Raw genomic sequence first — 12877 nt, 5'->3', positions numbered from 1 at the left:
ACCAGCTTTGGAGGAGAAATGAAAATCAGACTTTTTTTGATCTCGGTCTTCGCTATAATTTTATCTGCAAGCATTCTGTCTGCCCGTGAGCGTACTTTCCGTTCCATGGGTGTAGGCAAATTCGTCAAACCCGAAGAATGCATCGATGTCTCGGATGCAGGCACATTTTATAAAATCCTGGAAAACGCCGGACTCAAAGGTTGCGGGCTGTATCTGGACGGGGATGCCTCTATCTCAAAATTCAAACCAGACCAGCTGATCGATTACATGTACTTTACAGGCCATGGGAATTTCGGATATTTCTGGATCGCCAACGGATCAGACGAGAAAGCTGTCAAAGCTGAAGATCTTGGCGATCTGAACTCCAATGTGCGTCATTTTGCTGCCGCTTCCTGCGATACAGTGAGCAAGATTGCAGACTGGAAATCCTGCTTCACCGGTCGGCTGCAGTCTTTTTGCGGATATCAGGAAGAGACTTTTTCCGGATCTAATGCCCATAAAGTTGCTACCGCGTTTGCAAAAAAACTTACCAAACTCAGTGAAGATGCCTCAGGCCAGGCAGTAATCGAAGCCTGGGCTGATGCCAACTGGTTTTCAAGCTACACCAAGAAATGGACAGGCATCGGCTACAGCGGAGAGGATAAAAAACTGTATTTCTGGTACGCCAAAGGCGACCAGATCGAATCTGAAAGAAACGCAGGAAAAACATCTCTTTCCTATGCCGGAGGCCGCCTGCAGGTAGCCTGCCCTGTCGAAAATCGTGCAATTCAGAAATTCCACAAGATCACGGCTAAATCCGGAAAACTTCCAGGCATGGATATCTTGAACAGAAATTCCGGAGTCCAAAACCTCGCTTCAGGAGCTGTCTTGTATTCAAGGAAATTTGATTTCACCTCAAGTGTCAGTGAAGCAGAAGCCCTAAAGCTCGCAGAGGATTTTCTGGAAAAAAACGGCGGAATTCCCGCTGATTTCGAAAACCGTCAATCACAACCAATCTGCCGCAATGATGAATCAGAAAACGAACAGATAGTCGGCTGGAGCATTTCATATGACAAAAATCTGGATGGGATCCCTGTAGCAGGTCCGGCAGGCGAGAGCATCAGAGTGCTGATTTCAGGCAGCAGTGTGACCGGCTTTTTCCGCCTGAACCGTGAAACAAGTTCAGACCGTTCTCCGGTTTCAATCCTCCCTGTCCGTGAAATCCTGGCCCTGGCAGCAGATTCCATCGTCAAATCAGCCAGAACAACAAAAAACCTGATGATCACAGACATCGAAACCGTCTATCACAGCCCGGACTTCGAGAAAATCGAAGCGGATTACACACCGGCTTATCGCCTGACCTTTGCCGGTGGCGGAACATTATACCTCAGCGCAATTGATGGCGCGATTCTCTGGTAGGGAAAAGGTCATAACCAGACGCAGATGTTTCATTGAGGCTGACTGGTAGCCAGCTTACGCAGATAATTTTGGTATTTTTCCTTATTTGAAAGCAGATTCTCTATCCTGAAACCTGTCTGCAGCTGTGAGTGGTGGATCAATCTGAAACGGATCGGGCATTCAAACCCTGCTTCCTCGAAAACCAGCGTCCCTGTGCCGTCGAACAGCAGGAAAGGCTCTTCAACCTGGAAACCTTCGTAGGAAAGTTCGGTTAGAGTATAGCGCTTTTCCCCTACCAGCAAGAAAACATTTTCGACAACAAAACGCATCAGAAGCCTTCTCTCAGTCGCCATAATCTCATGGATGATGAAATCCTTGATTTCGCTGTCCATTTTGCTTGAACGCACAAGAGTCAGGGCATTGTCCAGGATGTCAAGCTTAGGAATATTATAAAACACGATGAACTGTGGATCGACCCTTCCGTAACCCGGTTTCGAGGCTTCCCCACCCTTCAGTTCACCTACTTTGATGAATCCCTGATGCCATTCCAGTATATAATCCATGAATACAATCTGCATTCTCTGGATATCGCGCCCGATTTCCCATAGAAACACGTTGGTGTCTCCCTTTCCCTGCCACCAGCGAAGTTTCTCGTCCTCAGCCTGAATCTTGAGCCCGCACTGTATTTCATACAATGTTTCTCCGAGAAACTGGGGAGTGAGAGATTCCTTGATGAAACGCACGAAATCTACGCCGGGTTCAATGATCCTGACTCCGGCCAGCTCGCTTTTTTGCCATTTTTTCACGCCCTGAAGTTTGAAAACTGTGTCAAGCTTCGAGAACTGGAGCTCCAGTTGCTCAGGCAACGGATCAGGTTTGATCAACCCTACTCTGAGACCGCCAGTGACCGAGATGTTAAGCAGCCTGGAGAGCATCCCGTTGATCAGAAGGTCAATCTCAAACTGGGGAAGGAAACGCTGAGACTTCCTTTTTTCCCTGAAAACCGACTCGATCAGTTTTTCCCTGTCCTGATGCTGCCGTTTGGCCAGAAAATCCAGTAACTTTTTGAACATTTGATCAGTTTACCCCAGAATCCGGAACTTTGCGACTTAGAATTTTTTTCTGACTCCGATCTTCAGCTGATCATCATCTGGTGAGGTCAGATAATCCAGATTGATCTTCCCTCGCTGAAACCTCAGGGTCCGATCATGCGCTCCGGTCTGTACTTCCATCGTAAAGATCCTGAAAGACTTTTCCATTGATAAAAAATTCCCCCCAGTTTCTCTCTTTTTGACTGTAATTTCGTCAATCCCTGCCCTGCTGGCAAGTTCATCTTTAAAGAGGATGAAGGAATTGAAAATCCTGTTGAGGTTTCTGTCCACCATTGGATTGCCGAACAGATCGTTTTCTCCTGTACCGGTCTTTACTTTCACTTCTCTGCTGACCATTCCGTCCAGGCTTTTGACATCCTGATCAGACCACATCTTTCTCAATGAACCGTCCTGTCTTGAGATCCCGTACCTTGTGACTGTAGGTATCTGTTCCACGCTGTATCCTCGGGGAGCCGGCTTTGTTTCAATGCCTGATTCATCAGTCCCGGTCTTTTTACTTACATCAGTGGTTCGCCGTATGACTTTGAGTACAGCGTTGTTCTCAGAAAAAAAATCACTCAGCTCCCGTCCGATAAAAGAGGGTTTTTCCGAAACTGTTTGATCTTCAGAGACCGATTCCGGAGAAATTTCTGTCTTCAAAGAACGATCACGTTGTAAGAGCATTGCGCCGAAAACAGTAAAGATGACGACAAAAAATGTCATCAAAATACGGAACTTGCGAAGCATCTTTCTTTTTCTCATCAGCTCTGCCTGAATCCAGTCTTATTTCCAGAACTTGTCCAGCTCCTTCAAGAGTTCATCATGCTTGAATACCCACCCCTCAATCTCCAGGAGGATCTGCTGCGAAATGCCGAAATAATCCGCAATCTCACTCATCAGCTCGTTCTCAGTGCGGGAAAAAGAACGGTCGGCATATTCCATGGATACCAATTCCAGCAGGAGTTGCACCTGAGCCTTTCGATTGTCAAAAGGGCTCAGCAACCGCTCCAGGTCAAAATTGACCAGCGTATCACCCGGGCAAAATCCCGCTTCTTCGCACATCAGTTCCAATACTTTCTTCTCCTCAGCAGTCACTTTGCCATCGGCTTGAGAGAGTTTATGTGCGATTGCCAGGAACGCTTTCTTCTGAGTGCCGTCAAAATACTTCAGAAACACAGTGCCTCCTCATGAATTGATGCAAAGATGTTATCAAATCAGGAATAGAGCCACAATAGTGCCGGAATTGATTCTTTGACTGGCCTGGAAAGCCCATCAACATTATATAGCGACATAATGTATTTCCAGGTTTACCTGTATTTACCGCGGTAATCCCCTCTTTATTGTTTACATATTTATAAGCTTGCACCTCTAACCCTATTGGTTGAGTGGTATTTTTTAACAGAACTTGACAACCAATTGTAATTATATTTCAATATTGACATTGCAAAATCGGATTTTGCAGGAAAATTTCTGAAAGGGGTAAAACTTCATGAACAAGACCGAACTGATTGATGCCATCGCCAAGAGGAGCAGCCTGACAAAGAAAGAAAGCCAGAATGCATTGGATGCTTTCACTGATGTGATCACCAATGCCCTGAAAAAAGGCGACAAAGTTGCCATCACTGGTTTCGGCAGCTGGGAAGTAAGAGCCAGAGCCGCCCGCACGGCCCGCAATCCGCAGACCAAACAGCCGGTGCAGATTCCCTCATGCAAAGTTCCTAAATTCCGCCCTGGAAAGAATCTGAAAGACAACGTTAGATAATTTCTGTTAGGATGTTAAAGGCCGGGGGTTAACCCGGCCTTTTTTATTAAGAAGTTGTTTGCTCTGAGCGCAGCGAAGAGCATTACAACTTCTTAATACCCAAGCATAGCGAGGGTATTCACTTTAACTTTTCCAGTTCCCTTTCCAGTTCTTCGATGAATTCAGAAATAGTTCCCCCGAATCTGTGTCTGGCATAGGATTTATACCATTCAGATAACTTTGCTCCATTCCCGCCTGAACTGTATATCCTGTCGGCAAAACTGGAGATTGTCTCCGCACCGTCGCGACTGAATCCGTTTCGCCGTGCCAGGCGGTCAGCCTGGTTTAAAACTCGGCGATATCTGGAAGGAAATTCGTACTGAACGCCCGGGCTTCCTCTTTTAGCGAGTCTGCGGATTAGGTAAATCAGGCAAAAAGCTGCCAGAACAAAGGGAGCGGCAGCCGCGATGTATCCGGGCAGAGCCACCACAAAAAGAAGAAAAGCGTCCTTTAACCAGGAAAATCCCTGCGTTTCAATCCTGACAAAAAAACCTTCGCAGGAAAATGCCAGATAGTCCCAGAGGCTTCCAATTCCGAACCCTGTTCCGGACGATAGTCCGTCCGCCGGGGTCGCTTCCACTGTCACCCAGCCTTCGAGAGTGTCGTAAGCCTCCACCCAGGCATGGGCATTGCCGTTCCGCCCAACCCAGTATCCTCCCCAGGGGTTTTCCTCAGTAACTAAATAGCCGGTAATATATCTGGCTGGTATCCGCGCAAGCCGCAGCAGAATCGCTGCCGCAGTCGCGAAATACTCACAATGTGCAGGCACTTTGTTCTGCAGAAAGTAAGTGATCGGATCAGCCCCTTCAGGAATTTGGATTCCAAGCTGGTAGCGGTGATTTTCCTTTAAATACGAAGTCACGGTTGTCACTTTCTCGTCGAAAGTGTGGCATCCCTGGAAAATGGTTTCGGAAAGTTTCAGGATCGACGGGTCCAGTCCAGGTGGAATTTCAGCGCAGTTACGCAAAAGTTCAGGGGATTCCTCAGCCATAGTTTTCTGGATCGGACTGTAAAATGTGTAATATGCCGAACGGACGACTTCTCCTACTTTGACTACACCGTTCTCATCAATTTCCACGGAATCGTATGGTGCCAGCAGCATGGAGGCATCAGCGGGTGTGAACATGCCATTCTTTAAAATCCAGTCCGGCCAGATTTCATACGAGAAGGTTTTCCCCTGGATTTCTCTAAACACGAAGCAGTTGTAGCCGTCCTGCTTGTCCTGAACAGCGGGCATGGCCTGCAGCTTCCGTTTCATTGATGCCGGCTGCACCTGCCACTGGGAATCTTTGTACCAGGAATATACTACACCCCTCAGATACCCGGGCGGACTTTTGGAGTAAATCCGCAAAGCGGGATAGTTTTCGTCACCGGTTCTGATGCGCGTCATACTCTCAAGTGTGCAAATCGATCGGAAACCATAACTGGCAAGTCCTTCTCCCAGAACGCTGCCAAAAGCTTTTTCGATCTCCGGACCGAATCTGTGAAGCAGAAGCCCTACCACTAAAGATGCAATCAGAACAGGAACTATCAGATGCAGCCGTAGAAAATCGGAGCGCTCCTTGGTGGAATCTCTTTTCAAAGCCGCAGGTTGACAGTTGATGCAATATAAAACGGCAAACAAAATAAAGAGACAGGAAAAAGTCAGAAATTCATAATGAGAGTATCCATAACGATAGACATTTCCGGCGTGCAGCATCACGATACAGCCATAAAACGGAAGGAATCCGGAAAAGGATCCGGAACGCAGGAAAAAATGAATAACCTGCAGCAGCAGACAGTATTGTGCAATGGCATGAGTCAGAGGATAACGGTAAAACCCCCTGGGGTTCTGAAACGGATAAAAAAAATACTCGATAAAGAACGGCAGAAGCAGCAGCCCTGTCAGAATCAGTTCCTTCCTTTTTCCTATCAGAATGTGTCTGTTCCGCACCACGCCAATCACCGACAAGAGCAGCATGCATCCCGCAAATAACAGGCCGTGTGAATAATAAGCGAAGGCCAGCACTTGAACGGCCAGCATCAGAAAAGCCAGCAGATCGACTCTCATATCAAGTCCAGGTTTCCGACCTGCTCAGGGGATAACATAGTGATTTCTCCTGCTCCCTCAAGACCGGTTAGATATCCGGCAAAATGAGCCTCGCCGACTACGAATACCCTCACTGCGCAGCCAGACTCCAGCGCAGCACGGACAAGCTTTCTCCGTTCATCATCCCAGGCCAGAAAAACGAAAATCAGTGATGACACTCCTTTCAGTTCTTCAGACAATCTGGGCAGCAATGTGTCAAATGGATTGGTTCTCGTTTCATTGATGCAGGCCAGGATTTCCAGCATGTTATCGAGGTGGGCGAGATTTCTACCGGCACGGAACACATACAAATCCGGTCCAGCCGCAAAAAAATCCACCAGATATTCCTCCCTGAAAAGGACTTCTGAGATAGCCGCCACCAGCGACACTGCGGCTTCAAAAGCAGGATTCCCGTCAGGCTGGATTTTCTTTTTCCCGGGCAGATATGTATCAAGTACCAGCGCCACCCGGCTGAAAAACTCCTCCATATAATCGCGCACTACTGGTTTCTGCAGTCTGGCCCAGGCCCGGAAGTCAATCCTGCGCGTGGAATCACCCGGCCTGTATTCCCGATTCCCGATATATTCCGGGGATTCTCCGACGCTGGATGTCAGCATCACTCCACCGGGCTGATATTTTTTTCCGGATGGGATTGACAGTCCCCGCAGGGATTTAAAAGAAGGCAGCACGATCAGTGATTCCAGAATAGATTCACCACAGAAAGCACGCATCAGGTTGAAAGGATAAGTAGTGTAAGCCGCAAGCCTTACCATCTGATAAATTCCCCGCTTTCTGGGAAGCAATCTCAGCTGCAGTCCGGCTGTTTCCCCGCCGGCAAGATATGGAGTACGGTCAGCTGGCTGCTGTTCCAGTTGATCAGGCAGATGGAAGAACTCAAGGTACAGGTCGAAAATCCCTTTCTTTGAGCTGTTTTTGACCCGGAAATTCAATGTACAGACCGTTCCTGCCGAGGCCGTGATTTTTTTTTCCCGGCTGACTTCCACTTTCCTTCTATGAGTAAACTGATAAATCAGGCTGACGAAAAATGTAAAGAACAAACCTGCAAAAAGGTAATATTCAGGTACATCCAGAGAAATGCAGGCAGCCAGCGTAGTCAGGATCAGACTGAAAAAAAGCAGAACTCCGACTTTGGTAAAATGAACCAGCAGTGAATATAGAATTTTCCGTTCCAGGGTAGTCTCAAGATTCATGCGGGGACTTTGAGTCCGGAGACGATTTCCCTGACGATGGTGTCACCGGTCTCTCCCCCGTATTTTGATTTGGATGCCAGCATCACCCGGTGGGCAAGCACATAGGGAGCCAGCTTCTGCACATCATCCGGCAGGACATACTCTCGTCCGGATAGAAAGGCTCTCGCCTGGCAGGCCCGATTCAGCATAATCAATCCGCGCGGGGAGACACCAAGCTTCAGCCTTGGATCAGCTCTCGTGGAAGCCCCAATCAACACCATGTAACGGACAATATTGTCGTGTACTTTTATATTCCTCACAGTCCTCTGAATTTCAATCAGTTCTTCCCTGGAGGTGACAGCTCCGATGCATTCCACAGGAGACTTGTCGCTGTGGCTGTGGATGATGGAAAGTTCGGTTTCAGGGTCAGGGTACCCGATTTCAATCCTTACCAGAAAACGGTCCAGTTGAGCTTCAGGCAGTGGATATGTACCGTGGAATTCAACGGGGTTTTCGGTGGCGATCACCAGAAACGGTTCAGGCAGTGCATGCCGCTCACCCTCGATCGTAGCCTGTTTCTCATTCATTGCTTCCAAAAGAGCGGACTGTGTGCGGGGCGATGCGCGGTTGATTTCGTCAGCGAGCAGTACATTGCAGAAAACAGGTCCTTTGCGGAAATAAAATGTGCCGTCAGCAGGGTTGTAAATCGTAGATCCAAGTATGTCGGCTGGCAGCAGGTCGGGTGTGAACTGGATCCGGTGAAATGTCGCGTCGATCGAAAGTGCAAGAGCTTTAGCCAGAGTGGTTTTTCCGACTCCAGGCACATCCTCGAGCAGGATCGAGCCGGCGGATGCCAGAGCCACTGTCACAATCTCAATACAGCCGCTTTTTCCCTGGATGACTTTTTCCAGATTCTTCGAAACTGCAATCAGTTTTTCTCTGCAATCCCGGAATTTTTCTTCCATCAGTATTCCTCGTTGATAAAACGACTGTGGATTCCGTGGAAAGTGCAGAGCAGAGAATCCTCTTTCGGGTAGAAATAATACTTCCCTCCTGCCGGACAGCGGGGAAACTTCCGGTCTTTCAGGTAAGGGCTGAGACTGCTTTCAAGATCATCGACAGCAACTGATCCTGCAATTGCCTGAGCGCCGTTATCCACAAGGTACATTTCCAGTGCGTCCAGAAGGTCCAGCTGGAACTTGAGACAATCCCCGCGGTCGATTTCCTGTTTGTGTTCGATCCTGTCGCGGTTGTATCGGCAGACTGGATCAGTGGCGCCGTGTTTTACCAGCAGAAAAATGATTTCGCAGAATTTTTTTCGGATGGCCAGAGAAAGCGGTGTATCGTCCTGCTGATTCCTGGCATTGACATCAGCCCCTGCGATCAACATTTCCTTCACTCTGTATGTGACTCCAGTGTCCACAGCTGAAAACAGGTCGTCTTCCAGTCCAGCGGCTGATAAACAGATCCCGGCCAGTAATAATATCAAGGAAATTTCTTTCATGATCCCTCCGGTACAGGCATTTGATAACAGTCTAACAGAAATCTTCCTCAAGATGAAGCGGCAGAGTGCATCACTTTCATGATTTTGTGCAATTCAAATCTCGTTGAAGAGGAACCGGCTTGGTGTGGTCAGAAGACCGTGCTTGAAAACAATCTGCAACTTCCTGCCCCTTGCCAGAAAACTGAAATTGTCAAGTACCTGCTTCTGGAAAAGATATGACTCAATCAGGGAAAGACTGTCAGGATCGACTCCTTCGAAATTAAGCACAACTTTGTCCTCAAGTTCGAATACATTGCGCAGTTCACTGTCAACTGGAAGAATTTCAAACAGCTTGTTCTGCTGTTTTTTCAATTCCTGCCAGAAATAAATCAGTTCATCCATTCTGGAGTAATTTCTCTCGATCTCAAATCCCTCTTTCTGAGGAAGCTGCGTGCCGTTATACAGGGAAAGGTCAAACTTCAGCTTGGCCGCCTCAGGAGGTCTGGTCTGAGCAAGTTCTTCAGAAACTTTCTTGATGGAGTAACCGGTTTCTGTGGAAAAGAGCCAGAGATTGAGACCGATCAGAGCCAGAAACAGCAGAACATTCACCACAGCCTTGAATTCTCTCATCTGTTCATCTCCAATCCTGCGAGCAGGGCTTTCGCAAGCCTCAGACGCTGTCCATCGTCTGTCAGCCAGCGCTGCTCTTCCTGATTGTTGAGATTGAACAGTTCGATGCAGACCGCAGGAATCTTTACGTACTGGTAGTATTTCAGCATCGCGGGAAAACAGCTGATCCTGTCTTCATATCCAAGTTCCTTCTTCAAGCATTCGCTCCACTTGCCGGAAATGTTTTGAAGGATTTTCTGTTCAGGATCGTTCCTGTAGAAAATGCTGATCCCCTGAAAATTCTGGTTCTGAAGAAAACCAGGCGTCAGGATCACCAGAAAATCGGCCTCCTGACTGTTCAGGGCGTTTGCTTCGGTCTCTTTCTTGCTGACTACCTTCAGTTCCACGGTCTCGGAATTTTTCGAGAGTTCCTGAATTTTCTTTTCCAGTTCGTCAAACTTAGTCTGGAGAAACTTCTGAGTCAGGAAAGTCCGGTCAATCCAGAGCAGGATTTTCTTCTTCTCAACAGGTGCATTTTCTGCGGTTTCCGTGCTGTCCTCGCTGACAGCGCTTTCATCAGGTAAAGACTCAGATTGTTCATCTTCTTCGACAGTTCCGGATTCATCCGTCTGTTCTTCATCGTTTTCAGGGATGCTTTCAGCAATCGTCTCCGGCATTCCTTCCTCAGCGTTCTCGGATTTTACTTCTTCAGTGACTTTGGCCTTTGTCTTCTGTGTTTCAACTTTTTCCACGTCAATCGGAATCCGGGACGATTCCCTGGAAATATCTTTTCTGTCTGTGGGAGTTGCGGAAACCTTCTGGGCTTTGACTGGATTTTCCATGTGCGGCTTGAGTTTGTCCTTGGCCAGACCGAAAACGTCTGTCAACACCTGCACCGGAAAATACACCTCGTTTTCCCAGAGAATGAGAGGAGTTTTGATTTCCTGAAATTCGCCGTTCACTATTGCTTCCTTCTGCTGCACAATGAATTTTGCGCTTATTTTGTCCGTTTTAGCAATCACCACACGGGAGACTGGGGAGTAATAAATCGATACGCCAAAATTCTGACTGACAACAGTGGCCGCAATAAAAATACCGTCTTGAATTTCGAGTGGTTTCTTGGTATTTACATCGCCCGTTGCATAAGCAATAAAGGTAAAAATTAATAAAGCCGTAAAAAACAGTCTAATCATTCCGCCTGTCCTTCATCATTCTGCTGGTTTCGCGGTCTGCGATCCGATTCTTGATGGTCTCTTTCTTGTCATAAACCTTTTTCCCGCGGCCGAGACCCAGCTCCACTTTGGCGAGCCCGTTCTTTAAGTAAATTTTCAGAGGCACAAGAGTCATCCCTTTTTCCTTGATTTTTCCGAGCAGTCTCCTGATTTCATGTTTATGGAGCAGGAGTTTGCGCTCCCGTTTAGGGTCGTGATTGAAACGGTTGCCATGGTCATAATGGGAGATATTCATTTCATACAGGAATAACTCCCCTCCCCTGGTATGGGCGAAGGAATCCAGCAGGCTTACTTTTCCCTGGCGCAGTGCTTTGATCTCAGTTCCCATCAGTACCAGTCCTGCTTCGAATTTTTCCGTGATTTCATAATTATAAAACGCTTTGCGGTTGTTTGATACAATTTTAACGCTTCCGGTCTTCATCTGGATTTTCCACCCTGGGATTTGTCCAACAGAATATAATCTCCGACATTCAATGGACTTTCTTCAGAAATAATTTCGGCCTCAAGGATTTTCTTTCCGACTTCCTGCACCTTCACCCGGCCGACGTTAAATGCAGGTTTCCAGTCTGTGAATTCTCCGTTCAGAGGATTTTCAGCAGGCCTGGTAGAACGCCAGACATTGAATTCGCGCCCGACAACGCTTTCTTCTTCTGTCTGCAAGTCATGTTTCAGGATCAGGATATTCCCCAGCCGCTTCCAGATCGTGAATTTCCACTGCTCGCGACCAGGTGTAAGAATTTTCCGCTCCTCCCCCCCGGTCACCAGTTCCAGAAATTTACGATAGAAGCCAATCGAAGCGGTAAGTTCACTCAATTCTTGATTGCATTTTCCCAGGCAGTAATAGGTATACGGAATATCCGGGTCCAGCGCCTGAACTCGTTTCAGAAGAGGAATCGCCTCACGGTAGCTGCCGTGGTCCATAAGCCTGCCAGCCTGAAGGATCAGATCATGCGGGTTGGATTCGGCGAGGAGTGCGAACTGGAAGAGAAGAAAAAAAAAAGGACGCGGATCATTTGGACAGATATTTCAACGGATTCAGGTAATTTTCACCGTTCTTGATGGAAAAATGCAGGTGGCAGCCTGTTGTTCTTCCGGTCATTCCGACTAAACCGATAATCTCTCCGGTTTTCACAGCCTGGTTTTCCTTGACCAGAATCCTGTTGCAATGAGCGTACATTGTGTAAAGGTTGCCGCTGTGCTTTATGATCACTGTTTTACCCGAAAGTCTGCGGTATCCGGCGAACACCACAACTCCCTGCTTACTGGCACCGATTTTTGTATTGCGCGGAGTCGCAAGATCCACTCCATTGTGGAAGCTCATGGTTTTGGTTACAGGGTGCATGCGATAGCCGAACTTGGAAGTAAGCCTTCCTGAAACCGGGAGAGGCCAGTGGAAGGAAGAGTCGTCTTTTTGCCGTAAAAAGGAAAAAGTATGGATGAGCGATGTTCTGGCACTTGCGGCGCCGCCGAAATTGGAGTCACCAGGGATCGCAAGTTTCTGCCCGAGAACGATCTTGTTGGATTTCAGATGATTGGTAGAAACAATCCTGGCCATCGGCACTCCGTATAAATCCGAGATCCTGGACAGGCTGTCTCCGTTTAAAACAGTATGGTAACGTGGCCCTGAAGATTTTTCATTACCCGGAAAGTCGCGTTTCACGACTTTAATTTTCATCACTTCGTCGAAATCTTCCTCTTGGTCTGCAATGGTCCGCTCAGTCACTGTTCCGGAATTCTCCGGGGTTCCATAGCAGCGTCTGATGCTGATCAGGGCGGAACCGCCATTTGCATCCGGAAACACTTCTGGAGAGGGCATCGGTTCAAAACAGCGGGTATAGATCATCTGCTGTTCAGGTTCGTCCAGGACGGCTGCGCTGAGCAGAAAGCCTACCAATAGATAAATTGCTGGAATGTAAAAAAGATTTGTGAATTTCATTGTCAGCATCTTAAATAATTTATCGGCAGATGTCAAGTTTAATTTCGTCTGGTCAGGGATGATAGTATTCAGATAGAGTAATTTAATTCC

The 12877-nt window shown here is 47.6% G+C and carries 14 protein-coding genes; 2 read left to right on the top strand and 12 right to left on the bottom strand.

Going from position 1 to position 12877, the window contains the following annotated elements; genetic code table 11:
* Positions 1-18: 18 nt before the first annotated feature.
* A complete protein-coding gene (locus tag PHW04_00170; protein MDD2714285.1) occupies positions 19-1398 on the top strand; it encodes a hypothetical protein in 1380 nt (459 codons plus the stop codon).
* A gap of 29 nt (positions 1399-1427) precedes the next feature.
* Here PHW04_00170 and PHW04_00165 read toward each other — a convergent pair whose 3' ends face one another.
* From PHW04_00165 to PHW04_00155, 3 genes are all read right to left on the bottom strand, one after another.
* Positions 1428-2450 (bottom strand): hypothetical protein, encoded by a 1023-nt coding sequence (locus PHW04_00165; protein ID MDD2714284.1) that lies wholly within the window; start codon positions 2448-2450, stop codon positions 1428-1430.
* 36 nt (positions 2451-2486) lie between these two features.
* Entirely contained in the window at positions 2487-3128 is a 642-nt protein-coding gene (locus PHW04_00160; GenBank protein ID MDD2714283.1) for a hypothetical protein, read from the bottom strand.
* Between the two features lie 123 nt (positions 3129-3251).
* A complete protein-coding gene (locus PHW04_00155; GenBank protein ID MDD2714282.1) occupies positions 3252-3644 on the bottom strand; it encodes a hypothetical protein in 393 nt (130 codons plus the stop codon).
* A gap of 313 nt (positions 3645-3957) precedes the next feature.
* On the opposite strand from PHW04_00155, the gene PHW04_00150 reads away from it, so the two are divergent.
* Complete coding sequence (locus PHW04_00150; protein MDD2714281.1) at positions 3958-4230, top strand: HU family DNA-binding protein; 273 nt, start codon at positions 3958-3960, stop codon at positions 4228-4230.
* 118 nt (positions 4231-4348) lie between these two features.
* Here PHW04_00150 and PHW04_00145 read toward each other — a convergent pair whose 3' ends face one another.
* From PHW04_00145 to PHW04_00105, 9 genes are all read right to left on the bottom strand, one after another.
* Positions 4349-6319 (bottom strand): transglutaminaseTgpA domain-containing protein, encoded by a 1971-nt coding sequence (locus PHW04_00145; protein MDD2714280.1) that lies wholly within the window; start codon positions 6317-6319, stop codon positions 4349-4351.
* Entirely contained in the window at positions 6316-7548 is a 1233-nt protein-coding gene (locus PHW04_00140) for a DUF58 domain-containing protein (protein MDD2714279.1), read from the bottom strand. Before PHW04_00140 ends, PHW04_00145 begins: the two co-directional genes overlap by 4 nt.
* Positions 7545-8492 carry a MoxR family ATPase gene (locus tag PHW04_00135; protein ID MDD2714278.1) on the bottom strand — a complete coding sequence of 316 codons (948 nt, stop codon included), beginning with the start codon at positions 8490-8492 and terminating at the stop codon, positions 7545-7547. The genes PHW04_00140 and PHW04_00135 overlap by 4 nt, the downstream gene beginning before the upstream one ends.
* A complete protein-coding gene (locus PHW04_00130) occupies positions 8492-9031 on the bottom strand; it encodes a hypothetical protein (protein ID MDD2714277.1) in 540 nt (179 codons plus the stop codon). The genes PHW04_00135 and PHW04_00130 overlap by 1 nt, the downstream gene beginning before the upstream one ends.
* Positions 9032-9124: 93 nt before the next feature.
* Positions 9125-9640: a hypothetical protein gene (locus PHW04_00125; GenBank protein MDD2714276.1), complete on the bottom strand. Its 516-nt coding sequence runs from the start codon at positions 9638-9640 to the stop codon at positions 9125-9127.
* Positions 9637-10812: a stalk domain-containing protein gene (locus PHW04_00120; GenBank protein ID MDD2714275.1), complete on the bottom strand. Its 1176-nt coding sequence runs from the start codon at positions 10810-10812 to the stop codon at positions 9637-9639. Before PHW04_00120 ends, PHW04_00125 begins: the two co-directional genes overlap by 4 nt.
* Positions 10805-11272 carry an SsrA-binding protein SmpB gene (smpB, locus tag PHW04_00115; protein MDD2714274.1) on the bottom strand — a complete coding sequence of 156 codons (468 nt, stop codon included), beginning with the start codon at positions 11270-11272 and terminating at the stop codon, positions 10805-10807. The genes PHW04_00120 and smpB overlap by 8 nt, the downstream gene beginning before the upstream one ends.
* Complete coding sequence (locus PHW04_00110) at positions 11269-11772, bottom strand: hypothetical protein (GenBank protein MDD2714273.1); 504 nt, start codon at positions 11770-11772, stop codon at positions 11269-11271. Before PHW04_00110 ends, smpB begins: the two co-directional genes overlap by 4 nt.
* An 88-nt stretch (positions 11773-11860) precedes the next feature.
* On the bottom strand, positions 11861-12787 hold the full coding sequence (locus PHW04_00105) for a M23 family metallopeptidase (protein MDD2714272.1): 927 nt from the start codon (positions 12785-12787) through the stop codon (positions 11861-11863).
* Positions 12788-12877: the final 90 nt, after the last annotated feature.

The organism is Candidatus Wallbacteria bacterium (genome assembly GCA_028687545.1).
In the GTDB taxonomy this organism is placed as follows: Bacteria; Muiribacteriota; JAQTZZ01; order JAQTZZ01; family JAQTZZ01; genus JAQTZZ01.
Note: the sequence above shows the minus strand (reverse complement) of the source record. Positions and strands in the feature narration are given on the sequence as shown.

What these genes read in the sequence shown, in the direction of transcription:
- PHW04_00120 (MDD2714275.1), bottom strand. Translation starts at nt 10,812, where the DNA reads ATGATTAGACTGTTTTTTACGGCTTTATTAATTTTTACCTTTATTGCT.
- PHW04_00170 (MDD2714285.1), top strand. Translation starts at nt 19, where the DNA reads ATGAAAATCAGACTTTTTTTGATCTCGGTCTTCGCTATAATTTTATCT.
- PHW04_00140 (MDD2714279.1), bottom strand. Translation starts at nt 7,548, where the DNA reads ATGAATCTTGAGACTACCCTGGAACGGAAAATTCTATATTCACTGCTG.
- PHW04_00135 (MDD2714278.1), bottom strand. Translation starts at nt 8,492, where the DNA reads ATGGAAGAAAAATTCCGGGATTGCAGAGAAAAACTGATTGCAGTTTCG.
- PHW04_00110 (MDD2714273.1), bottom strand. Translation starts at nt 11,772, where the DNA reads ATGGACCACGGCAGCTACCGTGAGGCGATTCCTCTTCTGAAACGAGTT.
- PHW04_00105 (MDD2714272.1), bottom strand. Translation starts at nt 12,787, where the DNA reads ATGAAATTCACAAATCTTTTTTACATTCCAGCAATTTATCTATTGGTA.
- PHW04_00165 (MDD2714284.1), bottom strand. Translation starts at nt 2,450, where the DNA reads ATGTTCAAAAAGTTACTGGATTTTCTGGCCAAACGGCAGCATCAGGAC.
- smpB (MDD2714274.1), bottom strand. Translation starts at nt 11,272, where the DNA reads ATGAAGACCGGAAGCGTTAAAATTGTATCAAACAACCGCAAAGCGTTT.
- PHW04_00150 (MDD2714281.1), top strand. Translation starts at nt 3,958, where the DNA reads ATGAACAAGACCGAACTGATTGATGCCATCGCCAAGAGGAGCAGCCTG.
- PHW04_00145 (MDD2714280.1), bottom strand. Translation starts at nt 6,319, where the DNA reads ATGAGAGTCGATCTGCTGGCTTTTCTGATGCTGGCCGTTCAAGTGCTG.
- PHW04_00130 (MDD2714277.1), bottom strand. Translation starts at nt 9,031, where the DNA reads ATGAAAGAAATTTCCTTGATATTATTACTGGCCGGGATCTGTTTATCA.
- PHW04_00125 (MDD2714276.1), bottom strand. Translation starts at nt 9,640, where the DNA reads ATGAGAGAATTCAAGGCTGTGGTGAATGTTCTGCTGTTTCTGGCTCTG.